The following is a 26,806-nucleotide window of genomic DNA, read 5'->3' as shown; positions in this document are numbered from 1 at the left end:
AATTTAAATTATCAGAAAATAATGCGCTTACATCGTAGATTAGTAGGAGGCGATCCTCATGAGCACCACCATCCTGTCGCCGATGCCCCTGCATCCCGGATCGCTTCAGATTGAAGAAGCGGTCGCCCGTGTCGCCGTATCCCGCCGCCTCAGCCGCATATTCGGCATCGCTGCCGCCGCTGTCGCCATCGCTTCCGTTCTCCTCGTATTCAGTCTATACGGCTACTTGAGCTGGCAGTTCACGCATCCGCCCGTAGACGCTCTCAATATGAACCCGATGTCCGCCAAAAACCTGCCTTATACGGAGATTGCCTTCCCCGCCTCTGACGGCGGCCGCATGACGAACGGCTGGTGGATTCCGGCCTCGGCCGCCAGCGCGCGCACGGTCGTGCTCAGCCACGGCTTCGGCGCGAACCGCGAAGAGTCGTGGGTGCCGATGTACGACATTGCGGATATGCTCCACAAGCAAGCCTACAATGTATTGATGTTCGACTATGGCTATGCCGACAGCAAGCATCGGACAGCTGCGACCTTCGGCATAGGCGAATCGAAACAGCTTATCGGTGCGCTCGAATATGCGCGTGCGATGGGATCCCGGGAGCTCGTCGTCTGGGGCTTCTCGATGGGCGCCGGCACAGCGCTCCAAGCCGCGCTTCATACGTCTCTCATAGACGGCATGATTTTGGACAGCACATTCGTGACGGACGCGGATACGATCGCCTACAATCTCAAAAAAGTCGGGACGCTGCCCGCACATCTGACGATGAATCTGCTGTCACTGTTCACACCGATCTGGTCGGGCGTCAGGCTCGATCAGATTCCTTCCCAGGAGGTACAGTCCACCGCGTATAGCTTTCCGCTGCTGCTCATCCACGGCACCAAGGACGACAAGGCGCCGTATGAGCTCTCCGAGCGGATCGCGAGCGCACAGACCAATGCCGATTCCTCGCTCTGGCTCGTCAAAGACGCGATTCACGAGATGGTATTCCGCACGCATCCGGAAGAGTACATCCGGCGCACGACCGCGTTCCTGCAAACCGTCGACACGGATGCAGCGGCGCGTCAGACTGCCGCGACGGAGCTCACGCAGGCTGCTTGACCGCCGGCAGCCATGACATGGGACAACTCGCCGCCCGCATACGATGGGAACGAAGCCCATCATGTTATGTAGGAGGCTGAGGCCATGCTGCCTGGCAAGCTGCTGGAAAAAGTCATCGCGTACAAATGGCAGGAATATCGGCATGCGAACGCGCTGCGAGAAGCGATTCCCGGCTTGGAACCTCCATATGTCGAACTGCTGCGGCAGTGGGAGACGGCGCTCGGCAAGACGCTTGAAGCCGCGCAGTTCGAGGCGCAGGAGCAAGCGGCCAATCAAGTGCAGGGCACGTACGCGCAGGCGACCGCCAGCGAGGCCCGCCTGCGCAATCTGATCGGCGAAGCGATGCTGCAAAGCCGCGAGTTCAGCAAGCATCTGCTGCTCATGCAGAGCGGCAGCGAGGCCGTGCGGCGCCAAGGCGTCGATATTCGTCTCGCGGACGCAGGTGACGCGAGCGGCGCCGATGACGACGGATACGGCACCGGACCCGAGCCTGCGGACATGCCGAGACGGACGGGCCGAGCGAAGACGGCGCCGCCGGCTCAGAACCAGACGCCCGCAGCCCAGCAGGCGGTACAGCCCGGCGTCCCCGCCGTATCGGGCGCCGGCGGCGCGCCCGTGCCGATCGGCGGCCACAAGCTGCCGCCGCTGCCTTACGCGTACAATGCGCTGGAGCCTTACATCGACGAGACGACGATGCGGATTCACCACGACAAGCATCACCAGACCTACGTCGACGATCTCAACAAGGCCGAGCTCAAGCTGGCAGAGGCCAGGCGCAAAAACGACTTCGAGCTGGTGAAGCATTGGGAGCGCGAGCTGGCGTTCAACGGCGCGGGCCACTATCTGCATACGATCTTCTGGGACGTCATGGCGCCCGGCGCAGGCGGCAAGCCCACGGGCCCTCTCGCGGATCAGATCGCGCGCGACTTCGGCAGCTTCGACGCCTTCAAGCGCCAGTTCTCCGAGGCTGCAGGCAAGGTCGAAGGCGGCGGCTGGGCGATCCTCGTCTGGGGCCCGAGAGCGCATCGCCTGGAGATCCTCACCGCCGAGAAGCATCAGAACCTGTCCCAATGGGACAATGTGCCGATCCTGCCGCTCGACGTATGGGAGCATGCCTACTATCTCAAGCATCAGAACAAACGCGCCGACTACGTGAAGGACTGGTGGAACGTCGTGAACTGGCCGTATGCGGCGGCCCGGTTCGAAGAAGCGCGCAAGCTGAAGTGGCAGCCTTTTTGAAGCGGCGGTACAGCCGGTACAGCCTCGCCAGGCCGAACGAACGCGTTCGGTAAGGCGAGGCTTATTTTCGCAAACAAGGATAGCACCTGTAGGAATATAATGGAATTTTATTTTATAACCTTTATCCTTTATATGGTGTATATTTGAATTAACATTGTTGACACGGCGGCGGCGCGACCGTCACGGTCAACGAAGATCTCGCATCAGGAGGCGCATATGATTCCAGTACGCAGTCGCATGCATAGATTTGGATGTTCAGGACTTTCAGGTTTCTCATTCGCCAGGCTGGCCCTTGCCGCACTGACGGCGGTCATGCTTCTCCCCGCAGGAGAACTAGCCGCTTCCTCTGCTCGCAGCGGCACCGGATCGACGGATGTCGTGCCCCCTCTATATGCTGACGATCTCGTCGTCTATCGGTCTGCCGAGGCTGATGGCGGCACCGGGCTGCTGCTCCAATCGCAATATCAAGGCGTTCCTGTATACGGAAGCTATTTGCGCCTGGACAAGCAGGCGGGAGCCGACGCTTATGAAGTACGCCAGCTCTCCGGAGGAGAGCCCGATCTGTCCGGCTTGGCTTCGACGAAGCCGAAGATTCGCGATGACGAAGCGATCGCCGCTCTGAAGACCGTGCTGGAAAAGGAGCTGGGCGCAGCGATCGGCTCCGACCCGATGGATGGTGAAGTGCCCGGGCCGGTGTCGAAGCTCCTCGTATATCCGTACCATGGACAAGTGCATCTGGCTTACGAGGTACAGCTTCGATTCACGCAGCCTGTCATCGGGGATTGGATTGGCTACGTCGACGCGGACACCGGCGAAGTCGTCGACCGCTACGACCGTCTCAGCGCGGCGAAGGCTGCGCCTCCGATCGGTTCCGGCAAGGGCCGGTCCGGCGTATCGCAGTCCTTTTATATCCAACCTCGCGTAGACTCGGGCAAGACCGTCTATCAGTTGCTGGACAGCACCCGCCCGGCGGCCATCCAGACTTTCGATTTTCGCAAGCCGTCCACGCGCAAGGATCTTCCGGAGGGTTACGAATATGTCACTTCAGCTTCGAAGACGTTCGCCGACGCCGCTGCCGTAGACGCGCATGTGAATGCCAAGCGAGTCTACCTTTTTTACAAAAACAAGTACGGCCGCAACAGCATCGACGACAAGAACATGGCGATCCGTTCCTACGTGCACGTAGGGACCAGCGCGCAAACCCGGAATAACGCCTTCTGGAGCGGCTGGGCGATGTATTACGGAGACGGCACGGGTCTCAAAAACGGCGGCGTCAACTGCACCTCCTGCGCTTATGACCTCGTGGCCCACGAGCTGACCCACGGCGTCACGCAGTATACGGTCGGTCTCGAGTATCGTGGGCAAGCAGGTTCTCTGAACGAAGCGATCTCGGACATCATGGCTTCGGTGATGGATGCGGACGACTGGGAGATCGGCGAAGATACGGGAGCGGCCGTCCGGAGCCTAGCCGATCCGGGCAAATACGGCCAACCCGCCCATATGAGCGACTTCGTCAACCTGCCCGTCGACGGGCAGCATGACAACGGCGGCGTCCATATCAACAGCGGCATTCCCGCGCATGCCGCCTACCTCACCGCATTGAAGATTGAGAACGCGGATATCGGGCTCGGCGGACGCGACACGCTGGGACGGCTCACCTACATCATGCTGCGCGATCGCCTGATCTCGCCGACAGCCGACTTCTACGAAGCACGAGAAGGCTACATCGCCGCTGCCGGCCGGCTGTCCGGTCTGACGGCCGCGCAGAAGAAAGTTGTAGCACAGAAGGTGAAGGATGCCTGGAGTGCCGTGGGTATCGACGAACGGCCGAACTAACGAAGACACTTCCCAATAGCAGCAAGGCCTCGGCTGGTGTGCCGAGGCTTTTTTGTATGGATCGTATCGGCGGCCATCGCCGACGAGCATGCAAAAAAACGCCTTTCCGGGCCGCTTGCTCCCCGGAAAGGCGTAAGGTCGTGCTATTTACTTGGACTCGATAAGCTCCGAGCGGACCAGCAGATTGCGCAGCATCGCCGCGGTCTCTTCACGGGTTACCGTCCGCAGCGGCTTGACGCCGCCGTCCCCGTAGCCCGAGATCAGGCCCAGCTTGAAGGCCGATCCGAAAGCCGGGCGCACCCAAGCCGGGATATCCGCGCTGTCCGAGATTCCGGCCAGCGCTGCCGCCGCCTCGTCCTCAGTCGCGGCCGTCTTGCCTGCCAGCGTCCAGGCTTTGCCGATAATCGCGACGGCTTCCGCACGCGTGATCGTCTGCTTCGGACGGAACGTCCCGTCCGGATAGCCGCTGATCAGACCGTACGACTTGGCCGCGGAGACGAACGGCGCGTACCAATCGGCCGTCTTCACGTCCTTGTAGACGCCGTCGGTCATCGCCGGAAGTCCCAGCGCCCGCACGATCATTGCCGCGAACTCGGCGCGCGTGACGCTGCGCGCAGGCTCGAAGACGCCGTCGCCGGTGCCCGTGAGGATCGTACGGGATGCGAGATCCTCGACCGCTTGCTGCGACCATCTGCCCGTCGTGTCCTTGAAGCTTGCCTTATTTGCAATCAAGGCATACACGCTGTTGGTGAAGCTGTTCATGACTGCAAAGTCGCGCTCCCCGACTTTTTTCACGAAGGTCGGCACGTGATACAGGCTGCCGTCCTCCAGAATGCGTACGCCTGTCGTGACTTGACCTGCGTCCGCCGCCGGCAGCTCGATCGCGCGTTCTACATATTGAGAGAACCGGTCTGCCGCGATCGTCTTGCCATTGTACGTGTACGTCACGCTGAAGTCCGTCGGCGTACCGATGACGGCTGCGCCGGACTTGGCCGCGCGCTTGCCGATTGCTTCCTGCTCATCCGCGCCGGGATGCTTGATGTCGATCGTGACCGCAACGTCCGACAGATTGCCGGGCGCGAACGTATTTTGAATCTGCGCGATGTCCAAAGCGGCGGACGGGAGCATGTAGTAGGAGCTGCCCGTGTCGATGTACAATACCGCCTCTTTTTGCTGCAGATTTTTAACCAGCTCGGCGGTGAGGCCGGTTACGACCCGATCGATCCCGGCATCTGCACTAATCTTGATGACCGGCTTGGCACCGCTCGATGCCAGCATTTTGTTCAGTTCTTCCTTCACAAAGGAGACACGCAGCACATTTTTGCCGTTCTCCTTCGTTTTCTTGCCCGTCGCGACCTTATGGTTGAGGTCGTCGTTGATCTTGACGGTGAACTCGTCGGTCGGCTCCACGCTGATCGCGTTCCGGACGATCGAGATGGAATACAGGTTGGTCTCCTGAGTATCCGGCGACTGCACCTGCACCTGCACCGAGTTGATACCAACCGAGAGCGATGCCATCGCCGTTCCGTCTTCTTTAGTTTCCTTGCCGTTAACCTTAACGATCGCGCCCGTGACTTCTGGCTTCGCAACTACTACGATCGTCTCGCTATAAGTGCTGTCCTTGATCTGGTAATTTCTCGTCAGCGGCTTAAATTCTGTCGTCAGCTTCATATCCTTGACGGACAGCTCGCTCAGCAGCAGCGAGGAGGAGAACGTCTTGTCGCGATAAATCACGAGCGAATACGTCTGCACCGTGCCGTCTGCCGCATGAACTTCAAGCACATAACTGTTGGTTCCTGTCGCCAGCGTGAGCGTCTCGGTACCCGCGGAGCCCTTGGCTGCGCCATTGATGAACACGGCGGAGTTCGCATCCGTTGCCGCGAAGCTCAGCTGCGCCGAAGACGTATTTGCACCGACACGTGCGTTGTAGTCGAGCACGCTGCTGTCGAACGTACCCGGCATGAGTGCGATGCCGGACAGCGCCAGCTGCTTAAGGCTCGCATCCGAAGCCGTTTTGCGCTCGATCTTCAGCTCGAATTTTTTGGCATTTTTCCAATCCGGCGTTGCTGCCGCCGCGTCGTTCGGCGACAGCACCTCGACCGTGATCTTGTTGGAGCCTACCTTCAGCGCGATCGGACCGGATGATTGACCGGAAGTTACCGACTCAATCTTATACTGATCCTTCGCCAATTCAGAGGTAACGCGGATCAGCGAACCCGGCGCAGCCTCCACGGGCTTAACCCGGACGGATGCTACGGCATTGTCCGTCTGTGCCGCATAGCTGACCGTATTCTCTGCAAACGGCGCTCCGTAGTCCTTGCTCAGTTCGATGGCTTCCGATACAGTCGCACCGCCTGCATCCTGAGCGGATACATCGAGCGACTTGAGCCCCGCGAGACCCGACTCGGTCGTCACGTTCAGACTATAGGTCTGCGTGTTCCCGCCAGACTTAACGACCGCTTGGACGGCGCTGCCGTTCGTCATATCGACGACGGCCGAGAACTGATCGTCGACCGGTTTGCCGCCGATCGTGACGGTGGCCTCCTTGTTTACGGGCACCGCCCATACGCGGGTTTGCTTTTCGCGTACGTCGATCGAAGTCTTGTAGGACGTAAGGCTCGGGATGAACACCGCATCCAGTACGCCTTCACCGGTTCCGAACGCTGCCAGATCCGCACTCGATTCGCCCGCGGCATTTGCGCCGCTGGCGAGCACTTCAAGCTTGTGCACAGTCTCGTTGCCGGCGGCATCGGTCGCCTTGAGCTCGAGCGGCAGCACGCCGCTGTCGGGGAACGGCGCATAGTAGACGAAGTGTCCGATTGCATCGACCGGCACGACGGTGCCGTTAACGGTCAAGACAGCTCCGGCTTCGGTCGCGCCTTCGAGTCTGGCACGGCTGCCGTCTACGATTGCGCCGTTCGTCGGCGTCTTCAGGTACAAGTACGGCGCGGTACGGTCCACGATCAACCGGCTGTAGCGAGAGCTCGTGTCGCCGCCTGCATTTGTCGCCTGAACTTCGATCCGGTACTCTCCTTCAGTCAACGTATCCAGCTCGAACGCCGCCGGATCGCCGCTCTTCGGTGCGACTTCCGCATCGTTCACCAGCAGCTTGAGCTTCGCAGGCTGATCACTGTCGACATGCAAGACAACATGATCGGAATCCGTCACAACCAGCGTGTGTTGCAGTGCTTGTTTTTCCGCTTCGCTCAAGCCGTTCAGATCTTCCGCCTTTACCTCATAAGGATAGTAAGGCTGCTCGGACGGCGCGCGGTCGCCCGCTTCATACGATACGTCCAGCTTCGCCGGGTTAGGCTTGGGCAGGAACACCTCAGCCACGTCGGACAGCTCGCTGACGAGAAGCGACTTCAACGTCTCTCCGTCCGCCTCGTACGCCGCGCGTACGATCATGACACGCAGCTTGTACGCCTGTTCGGTCGTGAGGCCTGCCAGCACGAAGCGCTGATTGGCGCCGCGCCCCTGATCCGGTTGGAACTCGTACGACGTACCGTTGTAGTTCACGTTGCCATTCGCGTCGGCCGGATAGACGCGGTAAGCGGTCGTGCTCGCATAACCGGCATCCGTAAAGCTAATCGTCACGCCCGCGTCTCCGGTCGCCTGGGCCTGGATGTTGGCCGGCTTGGCCAGCATCTGCGAAGCCTGGTATGCGATCGGCTGCTCCAGCGTCTTGAACACCGGCGCGTAAGACTCGCTATCCGCAACGAGCGCCAGATAGTAATCGCCCGGCAGATTGTTCGCAGGCAGCGTCACCGTCGTAATGCCCGAAGCCGGGAGGTTCTCGGCGAGCACCTGGCCGACCGGCTCGTTTGCGTCGTTCGCCATGATTAACTTGACCTTGGTGTCCGGCTTGGCATTTTCTACCCGCCAGGTCACTTCATAAGCGTTGCGTTCCGCTTGGGCCGAGGCCGTCAGCTTGGCCACCTGAGGCAGCGGAGCCAGCAGATATTGCTCGACCGTCGTATGGCCCTTCGTCTGGACCTTCAGTGTGCCCGTCATGCTGATGTCCACCGATACTTTGAGCCCGTTCTCGTCCAGGATGGCGTTGCGCCCCACAGCATCCGGCGTCGCGTTGATCGCGATCTCGCGGCCGTCGGTGCCGTAGATCTTCGTGCTCAGATCGCCACCGGCGATGTCGAGCAGATACTTGCCCTTCTCCATCATCGACAGGGAATACGTATATACAGCATCCGGTCCGTACATATCGGCCATCGTCGATTTTTGCATCAGCGTCATGGCGTCAAGATCGACGAAGCCGCCGGACTTGACGATCCAGATGCCGTCCTGATCGACATCGATCAGCGTACTGACCACGCCGTGCGTCTCGTCATAGATCGCATTCCAGTCGTTGGAATTCTTGTCGAAAACCAGCGGATAGGACGTGCCGTCAGGACGATAAAGCTTCGTGTCCTGCGTGCCGCCGTAAATATCGAGCGTCGCCTGGAAGCCCTTGAGCGCGGTGAAGTTCGCTGCGGCCGCAAACTCCGAGCCGCCGCGCCATGCCATCGTCTCGCTCATCGTAGCGTCGGCGCGCATGCGGTACAAGTTTACCTTGGCATCCATGCCTGCATTGACATACCAGCGTTCTGCGCCCGGCGCTTCGATGAGCATCCACGTCGTGCCGTCCGCATCGTCGCGCTTGACGTTCCATGCGGCGTCCGCCGCATTGGCTTCGGTCGAATAGGCTCTGCCGTCTCCCTTGATCAGGGCAGCATTGGCTGCGCCGCCAACGATCTCGACGAGGTATTTGCCTTGCCGCACGATATCGAGCGGCACCAGGTTCTTGGCCACCGCGCCATTCAGATCAGTCGCGAGCTCGTCGATCGCCCCCGTACCGCCTGCATACAGAAGCTTGTGCACCTTAATATCGAGCGTTGCGTTTGCGACAATTTTCCATACGCCCTTCGTGAGGGCCGCTTCGATGACAAGCACGCCTTTCTCCGCATCGTAATATGCGTTCGGCGCAATGCCATCTTTCTTTTCAAGTCGAATGCCGTACTTGGAGCCATCCGGAGAGATCAGCTTCAGGTCCTCTCCGGCACCCTTGACCGCGATGAGCGCGTCGTAGGATTCGTTTGCCGTGAATTCATGCGTAATCTTGCCGTCAGCCGCCTTGGTCACGATCGGATTCGTCTCCGTGACTTCGGTAGAGATCCGGCCGTTTACATACGTGCCTAAGATCGAAGCGCGAATGCTGCTCTGGCTGAACAGCTTCTCGCCGACGACACCTGGCACGTCGCCGAAGTCGGCAGCCGTCGATTCGCTTGCCGCATTCGGGTCAACGAACCAGAACCAGCTCTTGATCTTGTTCACGACCGCCTTGCCTGTATTGACGACTGCGCTACCAATGTTTTTGAGCGTAGAGGCCATGTCGACATCCCAGTCGAAGCTGCGCGTCGAGAACGGATACTTCACCACGAACCCGATGCCGATGACCGACAGCGCCGCTCTGAAGCGTGAGGAGTCGACGCCGACTTCGGCCTTGGAGAGCCGCTGCCCGCCGACCAGCGGCACCGAACGCGGCACCTGTACAGCAGCACTAGCGTAGCCCGTAAACGAAGATCCCTGGAAGTACTTCACGACAACCTGGCCGACCAGAATGTCGAGCACGTTGATGTTCGCGCCCAAATCGAAGCCGGCGCGATCGTAACCGCGATAACCGGTTGGGTTGAACACGATGAACATGTCTACACCGGCTATGTTGATCGAATAGATCGCCAGCTTGCCGGATGCGCCGAAGTGGTTGGCCGACAGATCGACGCGCAGATCGTTGCCGTTGACCATGTAGTTTCCGCCGATCTTCGGCGTGAGATAGTCGGACAATCCGCCGAGCACCGAGAACGTCAGCGGCGCTTCGGACAGCGCGGTCATATTGGAGACACCGCCGCCGAGCTTGGTAATCTGCGCGCCCGTGGAGCCGATCTTAATCTCTTTTTTGACGGCGAAGCTGATGGAGTCCAGCTTCTTGTCCTTGAGCAGCAGGTCGATGTCGAAGCCGACTTTCGCCTTCTTGAGCTCGGCCGATGCGCCGACGCCGAACTCCGGCGTCCGGGTGTCGATGCTGAACCGAAGCTCTGCCGCTTCGAGCGGTCCGCTCTTGAAGTCTGCGCCAGCCTTGAAGTTGGCGGCGAGATCGAAGCGGTTTTTCATGAAGTCCAGGGCTGTGACATCGGCCCCTGCATTGATCTTGGCGCTTCCCATCTTGAAGCCGAGGTCGGCCTTGCCGGATATCCGGATACCGCCCTTGATAAACGTAAACGAAACAAGATCCACAGGCATATTCATGCCGGTATAATCCAACGCCTTAGACGCCAGCGAAGAAATCCCGAATTTGAAGTTGGTGGGATCCAGCTCAAAATTGCCATCGAGTATCGTATACGTCGATAGAATCGGAATTGTATTTTTACCATTGACGTACAACCGGCCCTTGCCTCGAATCACTTGACGAACCGGATTGGATTTGTCGACAACCAGATCGGTACCTTTGAACAGCAAGTTGTCATTCAAGGTAACGACAGCATTCGGATCGCGTAGCCGGAAGACACCCTTCTCCGAAGCGTTCTCAACGAACGGACCTCGCAGCGTAATATTGTCTACATCGGAAGGGTTGCGCAACGATCTTTCCATAGTATTATCGACGACAATCTCATCGTAATTGATCGAACGATACGCGGTATCTTTCGTCAACTCGAAGGCGGACGTGAAGGTCTTGCTATCGAAAAACTCGTGAGTAATGTTTAGATCGTATACGCCGAGCGGCAGCTTCGCTCCGTTCGGTGTCGGAAGCTTGATCTTCAATCCCGAGTTGCCGACAGTTTGAATATCGGAACGCGGTATGGTGTATGTCTGCCCGCCGCCGCTAATCTTCACGCTGAGCGTGTACGGCAGTTTTTTCAGCAGCCAATACAGATTCTCCCCGACGACCTGTACGGACTCGGCGTCTTCATAGTAGATCTTGGACGGACCGACGCGCGAGTATTTGAGACCGTCCTTCGGCATCGGCATCTGCACGACGAACTGTACAGGCTGCCCCAAAGTCTTGTCCTTGTTATTTTTAGCAAAGGCGCGCGCTTCGTAATATGTGTCCTCCTTCAGACCTTCCAGCCGCACGGTATAAGTTCCCGAGGCGTTCAAGACTGCAGACGGATATGTGCCGACAACGTGAATCCACGGTTTGCTATCGTTATCTGTCTTCTCTCTGTATTCGGCAGCCCACTCGCTGATGCTCGTACCGCCTGTATTAACAATATTCACCGGAATATTGGCTCTCTGCCCATTCGAATCGTTGGCATTGTACAACTCTTCGGGCGTGCCGGTCTCGACTTGCGGAGGCGTCGTCAGTCGAATGTCGTAATAGGCGCCGTATAGTGTCGAGATCCGGAACGTCGGAATCGCCTGCGCCGCATTGACTGCGGTATAGAAATACGTCGCATTGCCGTTGTCGTCCGTCTTCAAAGTCGGAGGCGCAGATAGCGGCGCAAACTCGTTTTCAGGATCGAGGAACGTGGTGTTATTCACATTTTCCACGTACAGATCGATTTTTTTTCCGGGATTTTTCTTGGAATCCTTGAGATTCAAATCCGCTTTGTAGTATACAGCCGTCTGTACGCTGCCCGAATCGTACACGGCGGCGTTGACCGACATGATGCTGGGCGCTTCCACATAAGTCGCGCTGTTGAGGTCGATCGGATCGTATGTGTTCGTGAAGTACCATTGTTTAATGTTATGGTTCTGCCAAGCACTTCCCGTTGCGGCGGTGAAGCCTACGAATACATCCTTCGAAGCAAGCACGGAAGCCAGGTCGAGCCCCGAATACGTAAGCTTCGGCGTTGTCGGCCGCGTGCTCGAGCTGCTGTAGTAGACATAAAGCGTCTGATCCGCCGTCTTGTAATCGATCCAGACGTACACATCGCTTCCCGAGTTAAAGTCTATGGTCGGCTCGGCGTATGCGGCCGGATTGCCGCCCCTGCCATGGCCGACGTAGCCGTTCAGATCGACCGCAACATGATTGTCGCTCGGATCACCGTTGGCGCCCCATTTGGAAGGCCCATTGTCAAACGTATCGAACTCGACGCCGACACTGTTCGGAATGCCTTCAAATCCCATCCCGCCGCCGACGCTGCCCGCGCTGTTCGACTTGGTCTGGATGGCGAACACGAGCCCGTCGGCTCCGGCCGGAACGCCGGGATCGCTGCCCTTGTTGGTCATATTGAACGTAAAATACGTGCTGAAGCCGGTATTATCGCGAAGCGACACTTTTTCTCTATTAAATGCGGTGCCGAAAGTGCTGCCTTTATTCGGCGTAAGTTGCAAAGCGCCGTTATCCGCAGCCGTGGCCCAACCGTTGAAGGACATTCTGTCGATTGCTTCCTTGAAGTCCGTATACAAAAACGTAATATACTTCTGAGGCTTGTCTGCCGCGTGAGCTCTGCCTCCGAACGATGCGGACCCCGACAGCACCATCTGGAACATAAGCAGAAATGCGAGCACGGCCGCGATTTTGCGACGGCTGCCTGTTGCCGCGAAAATACTCATTAAGATAGTCTCCCTCTCTAACTGGTCTTTTGCTTCGATTTGCCCTCTTGCGAATCGAGCTCTTTCGCCCCTCCTTGAATGCCTATAAGTAGGACCATTATATTAAAAAACACTTAAAAAACACTAAAAAATATGGAATATTTACTCAGAAAATAGATCTTTATGTAGAAAAAAGGCCCCCAGAACGATGCTGGGGGCCCTATTCCTTAAAATATCGTTAAAATCGACATCATGTCATGGCCGCATATCACAGATCCTGCCTGTACAGCACCGTCCTATTCCTCCCGCCCTCCTTCGCGCGGTACAGCGCCTCGTCGGCGCAATGGACGACCGCTGCCGCGTTCGCGCCGTCCTGGGGCCTGGCGGCGATGCCGAGCGACAGGGTGACCGGCCGGCCGATCGGCGACTCCGCCTCCATCAGGCGCACGCGGATGCTCTCCGCGAGCAGGTATGCGAGCTCCTTGTCCCCGTAGGGCAGCAGCAGGATGAATTCCTCGCCGCCGTACCGGCAGGCGTAGTCGCAGTCCCGCTTCTCCTCGATCAGCACGCCTGCGAGGAACTGCAGCACCTGGTCGCCCTTGAGGTGGCCGTATGTATCGTTGACGGACTTGAAGCGGTCGAGGTCCATCAGGATGACCGCATACGGCTGGCGCTGACGGTCCCAGGCCGCGAGGAGCGAGTCGAGGAAGCGCCTGTTGCGCAGTCCGGTCAGCGCGTCGGTATGGGCTTCGATGGACAGCGCCTCGGTACGGTCTCCCATCATGCGGAAGGCATCGATCACCGCACGGTTGAGCTCATTGGCTTCGTAGATGAGATGGCGGGTCGTCAGGACGGGAATCTCGGCCGTCTCTCCCTTGTTGAGCAGGGATGCATAGCCTGCCAGCCGGCGGAGCGGATAGGCGAGACGATGCGAGATCCCGATGACGAGCAGCGCCAGCATCAGGATGAATGGCGCGGAGATAAGCGCCATACGGGTCACGATGCCCTTGACGCTGCGCGTCACGTTCGAGGCGGGCGTCTGGGAGACGATGCCCCATTTGACACTGGGCACGATGGCGTAGCCCGCGAGCATTCGCAGTCCCCTCGTATTCGTGATCTCCTTCTGGCCACCCCTGCCCTGCATGATCTCGGCGACGGCCCCATTGACGGCTACGTTGTCGCCAATCCGCGACTTGTCCGGATGGTAGATGACATTGCCGCGATTGTCGACGACGTAGTAATAGGAGCCGTTCATGTTCGACTCCTGCGTGCCCAGAATCGTCTGCAGCACGTTGCTCTCGTGCAGGTAGATCGTCCCGCTGACGAAGCCGCGGTAAGTCCCGTCGGCGTCGAAGATCGGGTAACTGACGAGCACGAGCAGCCGCTTGGTCAATGCGACGTACGGCTCGGATACGAGCGGCACGCGCTCGCTCAGCGCTTGCTTGGCCGCCGCCGATGTCAGCAGCTGACCGACGAGGTCTCCTTTGTTCGGCGAGATCGCCGTGATCTTGCCCTTGTCGTCCACAAGCGCGATGGAATTAAAAAAGGACATGCTCCCCCGCGTATAGTCGAGCCAGTCGCCGGCTCGCCCGATCCGGCCGCCGGGGGAGGCGAAGTGCTCGCTGGCCGTCTTGAGCGACTGCGTCATGGAGACAAATATCGTATCGATGGCGACGCTCAGCTCGTTGGCCGTTATCCGGTTCAGCTCAAGCGTGTTGCGCGCCAGCGATTGTTTTTGCGCCTGATAGCCGACGATCGTGTTCAGCGCCGCCGTAATAGCGACGGAGAGCACGACAACGACGGTGAATATGACAGAGAGACGGATGCCCTTGCCCCGCCTGAACCTGAATCTGTGCATGAACGTTCTCCAGTCTTCGAGCTCGCGGAAAGCGTTGAAATTCTACATGGTTCGTCAATAATCCGACGAATCGTATTCTACCACAGATTGCTAGTTCAATGTATAGAAAGTCAATTCAGCGCAAACAGCCACGGACCGAAGCGGGGCTTCGGTTCATGGCTGCCGCGGTGCGTGAGGACGCTGTCGCCGATCGGGCTAGAGCGACCAGTCCAGCTTGACTTCGCCGCCGGTGCGGGAAGATTCGTAGATCGCGTCGATGATCAGATTGCTGCGAAGCCCGGTCTCGGCCGACGTCGTCGGCGTCTGTCCGGTGCGGACGCAATCGATGAAGTGGCGGCTCAGCTTGACCCGCGCGCCCTCGTCCTCGATCGGAGCGATGAGCGGGATGTCGACGGGCTGGTCGAATCGCTCGGTGAGGAACTTGCCCTCGCCGCCCTTGAGGAAGGCGCCGCCCTCCGAACCCATGAGATGAACGAACGGCGCGCTGTCCGTGTTCATATGAACCGCCCAGCTGACCTCCAGCGTGAGCGAGGAGCCGTCCTCCATCTTGATGATGGCGGTCGCCAGGTCCTCGACGTCGTAGATGCCGTTCCAATCCGGCTTGCCCCAGGATCCGATGCCCTTCTTGCGGGGACCGAATTCGGCGTAGGTCGAGCCGTAGACGGATACAGGCTTGGGCTCTCCCATGAGGAAAAACGCAAGGTCGAGCATATGCACACCGATATCGATCAGCGGTCCCCCGCCCGATTGATCATGCTGCGTGAACCAGGTGCCCCAGCCGGGAATGCCCTTGCGGCGGTACCAGCCCGTCTTGGCCGTATAGATGCGGCCCAGCTCGCCGCGGTCGACCTGCGCCTTCACAAGCTGCGGGAGCCACTCCCAGCGCATCTGATGGGCGACCATAACGGTCTTGCCGCTCTTGTGCTGCGCCCGCACGATGTCCTTGGCCGCAGCCGAATCGAGCCCCATCGGCTTCTCGACGAGGACATGCTTGCCGTGCTCGAGCGCGCGGATCGTGAGCGGCGCATGGCTCTGATTGGGCACGGCCACGATGACGGCGTCGATATCGAGGCGCTCGATGAGCGCTTCCGGAGACGGGGACACCGTCTCGATGCCGTATTGCTGCGCGCGGGCTTCGGCCAGCGGCAGGTAGACGTCCGTGATCGCGACGATCTCGCAGATCTCCGCGAGCTTGCCGAACTCTTGCAGGTGCACGTTGCCGATGTTGCCGGCACCGATCAGGCCGATACGTACTTTGTCCGTCGTTGACATGGATTAGCCTCCATTACAGGATTATTTTCTGATTGCTGTTACCGCTATCATACCGAACTTAGACACGTCGAACGAGGAGCGATTTAGCCCAGTTCTTATTCTCGTTAGGCCCGTCCTCGGCCCGACCTCGGCGCGCGCTCGGCGAAAGTTGCATATTTATTAATATTTATGTATATTTATTCTCATTGAGATTCGATTTTTTCCCGAAGGAGCGTGCGTCATGCGCGAGGATATCGGCATCATCGAGAGGAAAACGCTGAACGCCTGGCCTGCCCTGCAGCAAATGACGTACGGCGGCTGGCTGCTCAGGCAATCGCGGGGATATACGAAGCGATCCAATTCCGTGCAGCCCCTCTGGACCGACCCCGGAGCCGACCTGCGCGCCATGGTCGGCTACTGCGAGGATGCCTACCACCGCGCGGGGCTGCCTACCATATTCAAGATCACGCCGCTATGCGAATCGGCCGGTCTGGACGGACGGCTGGACGATTACGGATACCGGCTCGCGGACCGTTCCCTGGTGCTTGTCCGCTCGCTGGACGCACAGGTCGATGTCTGCTCGACCGACGACCTGTGCGTGGACGGCGACCTGACGGAGGAATGGCTGGCGACCGCCTCCCGGCTGCTGCAGCTGAGGCCCGAACAGACCGCGATCGCGGCCGCCATGCTGGCAAGCAGCTCCCTGCGCCGCGGCTTTTTCACCCTTCGCTCGGAGGGCATCCCCGTAGCCGTCGGCATCGGCGTCATCGATGACGGCGATCTCGGTCTGTACGATATCGTGACCTCCCTCCAGCACCGCAATCGCGGATTCGGCGAACGGCTCATGAGGCACATCCTTCGCTGGGGACAATCGCACGGCGCGCATGGCAGCTACCTGCAGGTCATAGAGAGCAACGCTGCGGCGCGCCGGCTGTATGACAAGCTGGGCTACCGCAAGCTGTACGAGTATTGGTATCGCGTACGCTGGCCGTGAACGTCCTCTCCTGTATCCGCAGCCCCCGGCATACCGAAAAAAGCCGTCTGTCCGATCGCATCGCGCGGCCGGACAGACGGCTTTTTATACGTTATTCCTTCAACAGCGAGAGAAACTCGGACCGCAGCGCCGGGCTGCCGCGGAATTGCCCGCGTACGGCGGAGGTAACCGTCTTGCTGCCGTACTTCTTGACGCCGCGGGCGCACATGCACAGATGCTCCCCTTCGACGACGACCATGACGCCGCCCGGCTGCAACACTTCGTCCAAAATATCGGCGATCTGCGAGGTGATGCGCTCCTGCACCTGCAGTCTCCGCGTGACCGCCTCCACGAGCCGCGCCAGCTTGCTCAGGCCGGCGATCTTGCCGCTCGGTATGTAGCCGATGTGCGCCTTGCCGAAGAAGGGCGCCATATGATGCTCGCACTGGCTGTAGTACACGATATCCTTCACGATGACGAGCTCCTCGTGCTGCTCGTCGAACGTGACGCCGAGCGCGTCGCGCGGATCGATCGCATAGCCGCCGAAGATCTCCTCGTACATCCGTGTGACGCGAGCCGGCGTCTCGAGCAATCCCTCGCGCTCCACATCCTCGCCGATCAGCTTGAGCAGCTCGCGGATATGATACTCGACCTGCTCGCGGTTGTTCGTGACGTTCGTGTTCAGATAATCCTTAAGACCGGCCATACTCGACCCTTCCTTCATCCGAAGACGGACGCCGGGACCCACAAAGCCCCGGGCGCCGCGCCTCCATTATTTGCGGGGTTTGAAGTTCTGGTTCTTCATCATCTGCTGGGCCTTCTGGAGCTGCTGCTTGTTCATATTATATCCCATCTGCTTGGCCATCTTGGCCAGCATGTCCGGGTTGCTCTGCATCTTCGTCATCTGGCTGCGCAGGTAGAAGACGCCGCCGATGAAGCCAAGCACGAGCCCGACGATCAACGTCAGAATCGGAATCAGAATATCCCAAAAGCCCATCTGCCATACCTCCAAATTGTGTGCATAATTGCATGAACGACAGTCTCGCGAATGTGCGGGACAGCCAGCCTATAATAGCACGAGCCGCGGCCTGCGATCAACCCGCTCCGGCCGCTCCCGCCCTCCGGACACAGGTGGAGCAGGGCACTCCGGTGCTGTCGTGCTAGTTGATGACGGCTTCGATGAACAGCGTCGGCAGAGTGGACAGATCCAGCTCGCGCGCGGCGGAGGAATCTCCCTCCTTGGCAATGACGCGCACGATCGGTCTGCCCGGCAATCCGCGATGCTGGGCGACGACGATGCCGATCAAGCGGTTGGACAGCCTGACGGACACGCCGTTCGGGTAGACGGACACGATCTTCAGAAATTCGATGAGCACCTCGCGGTCGAGCGCCGTCTCCGACAGCGCGTGGAGGCGTTCGATCGCTTCATGCGGCAGCATGCGCGGCGTATCGGCCGTGCCGTGCACGAGGTTGTCGTACAGGTTGGCCACTGCCGTAATCTTGGCGTACGGATGAATCTCGTCTCCGGACAAGCCCCGGGGCTGTCCGCTGCCGTCCGGCGCCTCGTGATGCTGGAATGCCACATGCGCGGTGAGGAGGCTGTATTCCCGCTTCAGCTTGAGCAGCTCGAAGCCCCGCCAGGCGTGGTGCGTGCGCCCCTCTTCAAGCTCCCGTGCACCGAGCTTGCCTATATCGTGCAGCAGGGCGCCGAGCGCCAGCTCCTTCAATTGGAGCATGTTCAGCCCCATATTGACGCCGACCATCGTCGCCATCATGCAGACATTCATGCTATGGATGTACATCTCATTGTCCGCGGTACGGATATCCGAGAGCTGGACGAGAACGTTCTGGCTGCGGAGCACGTCCTCCATCAGCTGATCGACGGACAGGCTGATCGCCCTGGCATTGAACTCCTTGCCGGAACGCAGCGAGTGATAGACCGCCGACATCTGGGAGATGACCGCCTGCTTGGTCTGCTCCGAGAGCACCTCGTCCTGCGGGATCTCCATCTCCCCCGGCTCCGTGATATAGACCATCGGCACCCCGAGCCTGCGGAGCGTACTGATCATGAACACGGTCAGCTGCACGCCGGCCGAGAGCAGGACCGTACCGTTTTCCGAGAATAACGTTCTGCCGAGCAGCTGCCCCGGTTCGAGACTATCGATGTCAGCGAGCTTCATATCTCAAGTTCCCCCATGGATGCCCTGTAAAGTAAAGGCTGAACGGTCGTTCTATCAACATCTTATCCCGCTATGGTCCGTTATAGCAAATAAAGATTCGCGCCGGAGACGCTAATCTGCAAAAAAAAGAGAAAACGCATGACCGTTTTCTCTCGTCACGATCCCCCTGCTCCCACAGCGGAGCCCCGCAGCCGGGGCAACCGGCGCTACGCCCGGTGACTGGGATCTTCTTCGCGGGCGCCGGCAGCGCGCCCGCGTCTGCCCGCTTCGGGCTCCCGCAGCGCCGCCAGGGCGCGCGCGGCGGCCGCGCGGACGCGTTCGTCCGCGTCCGACTCGGCCGCCGCCGTCAGCGCCGCCTCGGCGATCTCGCCGCGGATGCGGCCAAGCGCCCAGGCGGCCGTCGCGCGCAGCTCGAAGCGCGGGTCCTCGCGCAGCACCTGCGCGACATCTCCCGCGGACGCCTCGTCGCGGAAGTTCCCGAGTCCGATCAGCGCATTGCGCTGGATCGGCTTGCGCCCGCGCCAGGAGGCGCTGCTCGCGCCGAACGTGTCCTTGAACGCGCGGTTGCCCATCCGCAGCAGCGGCAGCAGCAGCGGCTTGGCTACCTCCGGGTCCGGCAGCGTCTCGGCCTGATGTCTGTGGTCGATGCCCCGGTTGACCGGACAGACGATCTGGCAGGTGTCGCAGCCGTACAGCCGATTGCCGATCTTGACCATCGTCTCCTCGTCGAGCAGCCCTTTGCTCTGCGTCAGATACGAGATGCACTTCTGCGCGTTCAGCTGCCCCGGTCCGACCAGCGCCCCCGTCGGGCAGGCGTCGATGCAGATCGTGCAGTCGCCGCATTGATCGGCGATCGGCACATCCGGCGGCAGCGGCAGATTCGTGATCATCTCACCGAGATATATCCACGAGCCCTGCTCGTCGTTCATGATCATGCAGTTTTTGCCGCTCCAGCCGATGCCCGCCCGCTCGGCTACGGCCCGGTCGGAGAGCGCGCCGGTATCGACCATCGACAGCCATCTGAGCTCCGGCACCCGCTCCTCCAGCCAGGCCGCCAGTCCTTTGAGCCGCTTGTCCAGCACCCGATGATAATCCTCTCCCCAGGCTGAGCGCGACAGTATCCCGCGGCGCTCGCCGGGCTTGGATACAGGCGGATTTTTAAGCTTCGACGGATATGCCACCGCAATCGCGACGATCGAGCGAGGTTCCTCGAACAAGAGCGACGGCTGGGTGCGCTTGTCCAGATCGGGCTCCTCGAAGCCGGACTCGTATCCACGCTCCCGATGAACTTCGAGCCTCTCCCGCAGCTCCGGGAAAGGCTCGGACGTCGTCACGCCAATGCGGTCGATGCCAAGCGACGGCGCCGCCGCCTGCATCTCCTCCTTCAACGATAACCAGAATGCGGCGCTGCGGCTTGTGGCGGCACCGCCCCTCGTTTCCAACGTCAAGATTCCCTCCTCTGTCTCACAGCACCTTCCATCGCACGATCGGCCACATGATGAACTCCGTGCGTCCGAGCAGTATCGATTCATCTACCTCGCCGAAGGTGCGGCTGTCCTTGCTCGCGCCAAGATGGCGGTTGTCGCCCATAATGAAGTACTTCCCCTCGCCCACCTGCACCGGGCCGAAGTCGCCGTCCTCGATCTCACTGTCCGTGTACGGCTCGACGCGGAGCTCACCGTTCACATAGAGCTGGCCGCCCCGGCCTTCGATCGTGTCGCCCGGGACGCCGATGATGCGCTTCACCAGATACTTTTTCTTGTCCGGTCCGTCGCTCGGATCCTTCAGAATGACGACATCGCCCGCCTTGGGCTTGCCGAGCTCGTAGGCGATCTTGTTCACGAACAGCCACTCGTGCTCGTATAGGGTCGGCTGCATCGATTCGCCCTTCACCGTCGACAGTCTGAAGACGAATGCCCATAGCAGGATGACGATCGTAAATGCGATGCCGAGCGCGCGCAGCCACTCCCACAGCTCGCGCCGCCAGACGGATTCGGGCTTGACCGAGCGGGCTCTGCCGGGCTGCCGGACGCTTGATAGTTCCTTCATGGCTGCGACTCAGTCTCCTTCGCCTGGGGGCTGTCTCTCCACTCGCGGTAATATCGCCTTGCTTCCTCGTCGCCGAAGGGCATGCCGAACCCCGCCACCCGCTCATGCAGCGCGCGCAGTCCCTCCTCCACCTGGTTGCGGACGGACGCGCTGTAGCGGTACTCTTCCTTGTGCTTGTCATACTCGTCCCGGTCCAGCTCCAGCACGGAGCCGCCCGGCAGCAGCACGACGTCCAGATCGTAGTCGATATAAGTCAACACGTTCTGATAACGGTAAGGCGGAGATGCCACATTGCAATAGTATCGGACGCCGCGGTCTTCGAGCAACGCCACGACGTTGAACCATTCGCCCGGCAAAAAGAAGGACACGGCCGGCACGCGGCTGATCCATTCCTTGCCGTCGGATTCGCGGATCGGCGTGTGGTCGTTCACGTACACCATGATCCCCGCGTCCCGGTGCGAAGGATGCAGAATATGCTCGGGGACTCTCCAATTCTCGAGCCACATGCGATGGAGCGAGCCGTTGTGCTTGAAGCTCTTGATCGTACAGCTCTCATATATAGATGTAGATATTAGGCCGCCGCTGCGCTCCATGCCAAGCCCCCTGCCGTAGAACCCTGATATAATATAAGAATAGTTTTGTCGCTTTTTTCATTATACCCGATTATCGGGAATCGCATAAACCAAAGCACGTTTGTGAATGCCCGTTAACCCTTTCTCCTAATTTACGACCGTTTACGTGCCTTTAGCAACATTTTTTTGCAGCAAGGTTGCGACAACGAGTCTTTGTTGTAACGTTGGATGGGGAGCTCGACTTCAAAACATTTATAAATAAACAAAAGCCCTGCAGCTATATGACCCACGTCGACCGGCTATAGAAAATGTAAAGTAAATCCGCAAAAATGCTCTAAAGAAAAGCAAAGACCGCCCGGCGACAGCCAGACGATCGATGAGTTTTATTCAGTTGGATCGTATTCATCCACATCGAAATTCACGATTTTACCGAATACCACGTACTCAGCACGAGTCTTGAATGGCCCTTTGTTAAACGTCTTGATGAATTTATATTTGGAATTCTGCGTTGCGGATTCGGTCCAGTCGAGGAAATTGTCCAGTTCAGTTGCGGACAGATCGTATTCCTTCTCAGCTCCGCCGACCAGATGAATCGTCAGGAGTGCGCGGCTGGCCGATACTGGTGCGGTCGGAATCGCACTTGCTTCGTTCGAATTGCCACTCTCGCCGCCTGTATTGACTGCTGTAACGACGTAATAATACTTTGTGCCGTTAGTCAGACCGTTGTCATTGTATGTCGTGCCGGTAACGCCCGTTGCAATGGTCGTGTAAGGTCCGCCTGCTGTCGTGGAGCGTTTTACATTGTAGCTCGTGGCTTCTGCTATAGATGACCATTCAAGAGAAACTAAATGATCACTGGGACTCGCCAACAGATTTGTGGGCACATTAGGAAGGGTTGATTCAATGGTATATCCCACAGTTGTAGCAGTATATGGCTTCCAGGAACCTGCAAAGATAATTGAATTGTTGATCAAGCCAATGAAAGGCATTTGTTTCGTCTCGGGTATTGCTATAGTATCTTTTAGTACATTGTTTATAGGGTCATAAATTAAAAGGTTTCCCCAAAATGTAACATAAACATCGTTTTGATACACTACAGAATACATATAGCTGCTTGGAGTAAACCCAGGAAGCTTGGCGACCCAAGTATTAGTAGTTAGATTATATTCCTCAAGTTTATCGCCAAGAAAAAATAATTTATTTTGATACACAAACGCTGTCCCGGTGAATTTTGCATAATTTAAATTTGCCGCTGTTGACCAAGTATTAGTTGCAGGATCATATACTTCCACAACATTTAACTCTATATTTCCATTCTTCATTCCACCGATTACATAAATCTTGTTGTTAAATACAACAGCCGAAGCCCCCACTCGTCCGGTGGGTATATTTGCTTTGGAAGTCCATATGTTCTTATTGGGATCATACTCATATACATTTTGGACTGTTTCAGGGGAGCCGCGTGAAGTTGAACCGCTAAAAACGTATATTTTGTTGTCAAATGCAACTGCAGTGGCGCCTACAACTGAAATAGGATAATTAGCTTTCGTACTCCACGTATTTGTAGCAAAATCGTATGCCTCAACAATATTTGTAACGCCTTGATTAATTTCACCCGATACTGCGTAAAGCTTACCGTCTAAAACCGCACTTCCTCCGTAAGCGTGTGCAAGTGACATAGATGCTTTAGTAACCCATGTATCCGCAGCGCTTAAAGATCCTATGTGTGAAAATAATAGCGCGAAAAACACGCAAAAAGCAGCAACCACTTTTGCTTTTTTCAACCCAACCACTCCCCAAATATGTAATGCCCTCATCATACATGGAAAGTTAAGGAACGATAAGACTATTTATCGACAAATATTTACATTACGATGGAAGATTAAGAGAAGCAAAAAAGCCTGAAAGCCGAAGAGGTCAATAATGCAAAAGAATCAGAAGATAACGCTTAACTGCACTTTATCGCTTGAGCTATTCCGCGACACCATCTCTTTAATTGCTAAAATCGTTGCCGAGACGCTTAACGACACGCAAAAGAATAAAGTTATGAGTTTAAAAAGACTACTTATCGGTTGCTCGAGTGAGTGTTTATAAGAATTATTCTGAAGAGTTTTACGACAGCTCTGCCACCAACCCAACCGGCCCAACTAAACCGTCCTTGTATATCATGCCTTAGCGGACCTCGAAATGCTTGTATAAGAAAAGCATATCTTATGGCCAAAAGCAACCGGTGCCCGGCGCCTGTCGACACGTAAGATATGCTCTCCTGATCTCTGTGAAGCATGTTGCGTTAAAAGCGTAAGCACGGTGTTCAGCCTGCTACGATGGATAGCGGACGCTGCGGCGTCACAAGCTTAAGCATCTCTTCACTAACGGATTGGTAGAACGGAAGCAATAGTTCGTTGTGCTTGTCCACTGCGACAAAAACCTTATGCACGTTGCGCTGGCGAAAGCGCGCGTTCATCGCCGACACGAGTCCGCGCCCGACGCCCTGGCGGCGCCGCTCCGGATGGACGGCAATCCGATACACATATCCTTTGCTATGATCGATCGTGCCGATCATGATCCCGGCGATCTCATCGTCCTTAAGGGCTACGAGCACGAGCTCGCTGTCCCAGGACAATTGGCGGGATAATGCCGACATCGTCTCCTCACAGCATTCCTCCGACAGTGCAACCGTCAGAAGTTCGGATACCAAGCGATAATCCGACAATTGAAAAGTCCGAATCTGCATGAGCCTGTCTCCCCGAATTCAGTTAAAGTAGAGGCTGAACTGTGAACATCGCTTTAACGTCTTTTTATATTACGACAATTTCGTGAGAATTTCATGCTATTTTAGGAAGATCGCATAAATTATTTTGGAGAAATTGCGCGCAAAGCAGTGAAAACGCTTTATATAAAACGTTTACATATGATAAACTCCATAATTCCCGCGAAAATCGCCGAATTTGATCCCAAATCGATTTTTATAGGAAAAAGGTCTTATCCCTGCCCATTTACGACAGGAAATGTTAATTCGCTGTATAAATGCGAAGGCGCCCGGTTATGCTGTACCGATGGAAGCGCGTGGTTCTCCGACTTTCTAAACACCCATGTTGCTTTAGTATTTAAAATCGGAGATAATACAAAAGAAGATTTCCATTCCAGTTATTATTCTAAGGAGGCTGTTCCACTATGGCACATGTATTGCCCGCTCTTCCTTACGCTAACGACGCACTCGAGCCGCATATCGACGCGCTCACGATGGAGATCCACCACGACCGCCATCACAATACTTACGTTACGAACCTGAACAAGGCGCTTGAGTCTGCTCCCGAGCTGGCGGACAAGAGCCTGAACGATCTGATCTCCGACCTGAACGCTGTGCCGGAGTCCATCCGCACCGCTGTCCGCAACAACGGCGGCGGCCACGCCAACCACTCCCTGTTCTGGGAGACGATCGGCCCGAACGCCGGCGGCGCTCCTGCCGGCGCGCTGGCTGCTGCGATCGACAGCGAGCTGGGCGGCTTCGACAAGTTCAAGGAAACGTTCGCGGCTGCGGCTACGACTCGCTTCGGCTCCGGCTGGGCATTCCTCGTTGTCGGCAAGGACGGCAAGCTGAAGGTATACAGCCTGCCGAACCAAGACAGCCCGATCTTCGAAGGCGAGACGCCGATCCTCGGCCTCGACGTATGGGAGCACGCTTACTACCTGAAGTACCAGAACAAGCGCCCGGACTACATCGGCGCGTTCTGGAACGTGGTCAACTGGGAAGAAGTCGGCAAGCGTTACGAAGCCGCCAAGTAAGCTCGGACGCCAGTTCAAGCTTGAACGCGGTACAAGCCAGGGTCGCAGCACGCGGCCCTGGCTTTTTTTGTTGCGCAGCCTGTATGGCTCATTGCCCGACAACCTCGCTCCGGGCAGCGGATATCGGCCTTCGCGACAGCTATTCCCGCACTATCGGCGGCGTTTGCTTGGTTGGACCATGCTATCCAGGCTACCGCTGAAGTGCGCACCCAGCAGCTTGCTGAACACGTTGGGCCAAGCCAGCTGCTCGAACTCGGCGGGGCCGATCCAGCGGTAGCCCGGCGGCAGCGCTGCCGCCGGTCCGCCCGCCGCGCTGCCGCCGTCCGTCTCCGAGGCCGCGGCCGCCTCGGTCAGATAACCGCTCCCGCGCTCCGCCGCGATATTCGCCGCTGCCGCCGACCCGTCGGCGCTCGCAGCTCTGCCGCCCAAGACGCGCAAATACCAGTGCAGATGCGTGAACACATGCTCCGCATCCGCTGCATGGCGCAGTCCGCCGGGCTCGACGAGGCCGGGCATCCCCTCGGCAGCCAGCGCTGCGGCGAGCAGCGCCGGGCTCTGCGTCTCCGACTCCCAGTCGGCGCGCTCGGGAACGGCGATATGCGGCAGCTCCCACATGCGGGCGAGCAGGCCGCTGTCCGGACGCTGCCGGACGAGGACACGTCCCGCAGCGTCCTGAACGAGCGCCGCCAGGCGTAGCTCGGGCCGCGGCGGCTTGGCCTTGCTCTTGACCGGCAGCTCCGTCTCGCGGCCGGCCAGCCGGCCCTGGCAGTGCGCCATGACCGGGCACAGCAGGCAGCTCGGCGACTTGGGCGTACATACGAGCGCGCCCAGCTCCATGAGCGCCTGATTGAAGTCCGACGCTTCGCCTTCGGGGATCAGCTCCCGGGCGAGCCCCTCCATCCCGACGCGTACGGCCGGCCTCGCGATATCCTCGTCAATGCAGAAGTAGCGGGACAGCACGCGCATGACATTGCCGTCCACCGCCGGCTCCGGACGCCCGAATGCGATGCTCATGATCGCGCCCGACGTATACGGGCCGATCCCCTTCAAGCCGGCTACGACGCTCTTGTCGTCGGGCAGCCTGCCGTCATGCTTGTCCGCGAGCTCGCGGGCCGCGGCCTGAAGGTTGCGGGCCCGCGAGTAATAGCCGAGCCCCTCCCAGGCCTTCAGCACGTCCTCCTCGGGCGCCCCGGCCAACGCCCCGATCGTCGGGAACCGTTCCATGAACCGGTTAAAATACGGGATTACCGTATCGACCCGGGTCTGCTGGAGCATAATCTCCGACACCCAGATATGGTACGGATCCCTGCTGCGCCGCCAGGGCAGGTCGCGCTTCGCCTGCCTGTACCACGCCAGCAGCTCGCCGCTAAAAAAAGACTTGATCTCCCGCTCGTTCACGCCGTCACCCTCTCCTTCATCTTTCCTGCACGCAGC

17 protein-coding genes are annotated in these 26,806 nt (G+C 58.4%); 5 read left to right on the top strand and 12 right to left on the bottom strand.

The features are described 5' to 3' along the window. Positions 1–58: 58 nt before the first annotated feature. The 3 genes from VQ071_RS02540 (at position 59) to VQ071_RS02530 (ending at position 4,174) form a co-directional block, all read left to right on the top strand. Positions 59–1,099 carry an alpha/beta hydrolase gene (locus VQ071_RS02540; protein ID WP_340512270.1) on the top strand — a complete coding sequence of 347 codons (1,041 nt, stop codon included), beginning with the start codon at positions 59–61 and terminating at the stop codon, positions 1,097–1,099. Between the two features lie 84 nt (positions 1,100–1,183). Beyond that, a complete protein-coding gene (locus VQ071_RS02535; protein ID WP_340512269.1) occupies positions 1,184–2,338 on the top strand; it encodes a Fe-Mn family superoxide dismutase in 1,155 nt (384 codons plus the stop codon). Positions 2,339–2,716: 378 nt separating this feature from the next. Beyond that, positions 2,717–4,174: a M4 family metallopeptidase gene (locus VQ071_RS02530; protein WP_340512268.1), complete on the top strand. Its 1,458-nt coding sequence runs from the start codon at positions 2,717–2,719 to the stop codon at positions 4,172–4,174. Positions 4,175–4,321: 147 nt separating this feature from the next. Here VQ071_RS02530 and VQ071_RS02525 read toward each other — a convergent pair whose 3' ends face one another. The 3 genes from VQ071_RS02525 to VQ071_RS02515 all read right to left on the bottom strand — a co-directional run bounded on the left by VQ071_RS02525 (position 4,322) and on the right by VQ071_RS02515 (position 15,833). Beyond that, entirely contained in the window at positions 4,322–12,724 is an 8,403-nt protein-coding gene (locus VQ071_RS02525) for a cadherin-like beta sandwich domain-containing protein (protein ID WP_340512267.1), read from the bottom strand. Between the two features lie 247 nt (positions 12,725–12,971). Further along, positions 12,972–14,561, bottom strand: a complete 1,590-nt coding sequence (locus VQ071_RS02520; RefSeq protein WP_340512266.1) for a sensor domain-containing diguanylate cyclase — start codon at positions 14,559–14,561, stop codon at positions 12,972–12,974. Positions 14,562–14,756: 195 nt separating this feature from the next. After that, positions 14,757–15,833 carry a Gfo/Idh/MocA family protein gene (locus tag VQ071_RS02515; RefSeq protein ID WP_340512265.1) on the bottom strand — a complete coding sequence of 359 codons (1,077 nt, stop codon included), beginning with the start codon at positions 15,831–15,833 and terminating at the stop codon, positions 14,757–14,759. A 220-nt stretch (positions 15,834–16,053) separates the two neighbouring features. Here VQ071_RS02515 and VQ071_RS02510 point away from each other — a divergent pair, with 220 nt between their 5' ends. Beyond that, on the top strand, positions 16,054–16,806 hold the full coding sequence (locus tag VQ071_RS02510) for a GNAT family N-acetyltransferase (protein WP_340512264.1): 753 nt from the start codon (positions 16,054–16,056) through the stop codon (positions 16,804–16,806). 91 nt (positions 16,807–16,897) lie between these two features. On the opposite strand, the gene folE is transcribed toward VQ071_RS02510, so the two are convergent. The 8 genes from folE to VQ071_RS02470 all read right to left on the bottom strand — a co-directional run bounded on the left by folE (position 16,898) and on the right by VQ071_RS02470 (position 24,320). Then, positions 16,898–17,491, bottom strand: coding sequence for a GTP cyclohydrolase I FolE (gene folE, locus VQ071_RS02505; protein ID WP_340512263.1), 594 nt, complete (start codon positions 17,489–17,491; stop codon positions 16,898–16,900). A 66-nt stretch (positions 17,492–17,557) separates the two neighbouring features. Then, positions 17,558–17,782, bottom strand: a complete 225-nt coding sequence (locus VQ071_RS02500) for a YneF family protein (protein ID WP_340512262.1) — start codon at positions 17,780–17,782, stop codon at positions 17,558–17,560. A gap of 163 nt (positions 17,783–17,945) precedes the next feature. Beyond that, positions 17,946–18,965, bottom strand: a complete 1,020-nt coding sequence (locus VQ071_RS02495; protein ID WP_340512261.1) for an HD-GYP domain-containing protein — start codon at positions 18,963–18,965, stop codon at positions 17,946–17,948. A 206-nt stretch (positions 18,966–19,171) separates the two neighbouring features. Further along, positions 19,172–20,341 carry a tRNA epoxyqueuosine(34) reductase QueG gene (queG, locus tag VQ071_RS02490; RefSeq protein WP_340512379.1) on the bottom strand — a complete coding sequence of 390 codons (1,170 nt, stop codon included), beginning with the start codon at positions 20,339–20,341 and terminating at the stop codon, positions 19,172–19,174. Positions 20,342–20,429: 88 nt separating this feature from the next. Further along, on the bottom strand, positions 20,430–21,014 hold the full coding sequence (gene lepB, locus VQ071_RS02485) for a signal peptidase I (RefSeq protein ID WP_340512260.1): 585 nt from the start codon (positions 21,012–21,014) through the stop codon (positions 20,430–20,432). Continuing rightward, positions 21,011–21,607, bottom strand: coding sequence for a DUF402 domain-containing protein (locus VQ071_RS02480; RefSeq protein ID WP_340512259.1), 597 nt, complete (start codon positions 21,605–21,607; stop codon positions 21,011–21,013). Before VQ071_RS02480 ends, lepB begins: the two co-directional genes overlap by 4 nt. 362 nt (positions 21,608–21,969) lie before the next feature. Continuing rightward, on the bottom strand, positions 21,970–23,370 hold the full coding sequence (locus tag VQ071_RS02475) for a Kelch repeat-containing protein (protein WP_340512258.1): 1,401 nt from the start codon (positions 23,368–23,370) through the stop codon (positions 21,970–21,972). Between the two features lie 527 nt (positions 23,371–23,897). Then, positions 23,898–24,320 carry a GNAT family N-acetyltransferase gene (locus VQ071_RS02470; RefSeq protein WP_340512257.1) on the bottom strand — a complete coding sequence of 141 codons (423 nt, stop codon included), beginning with the start codon at positions 24,318–24,320 and terminating at the stop codon, positions 23,898–23,900. A 440-nt stretch (positions 24,321–24,760) separates the two neighbouring features. Between VQ071_RS02470 and VQ071_RS02465 the strand changes: the two genes are divergently transcribed. After that, positions 24,761–25,372 carry a superoxide dismutase gene (locus tag VQ071_RS02465; protein ID WP_340512256.1) on the top strand — a complete coding sequence of 204 codons (612 nt, stop codon included), beginning with the start codon at positions 24,761–24,763 and terminating at the stop codon, positions 25,370–25,372. 150 nt (positions 25,373–25,522) lie between these two features. Here VQ071_RS02465 and mutY read toward each other — a convergent pair whose 3' ends face one another. Further along, the gene (gene mutY, locus VQ071_RS02460; protein ID WP_340512255.1) at positions 25,523–26,770 is read right to left on the bottom strand and encodes an A/G-specific adenine glycosylase; all 1,248 of its coding nucleotides are present in this window, start codon (positions 26,768–26,770) and stop codon (positions 25,523–25,525) included. Between the last annotated feature and the right edge of the window lie 36 nt (positions 26,771–26,806).

Origin of the sequence: Cohnella sp. 56 (genome assembly GCF_037963805.1) — a bacterium.
Lineage (GTDB): Bacteria > Bacillota > Bacilli > Paenibacillales > Paenibacillaceae > Cohnella.
Note: the sequence above shows the minus strand (reverse complement) of the source record. Positions and strands in the feature narration are given on the sequence as shown.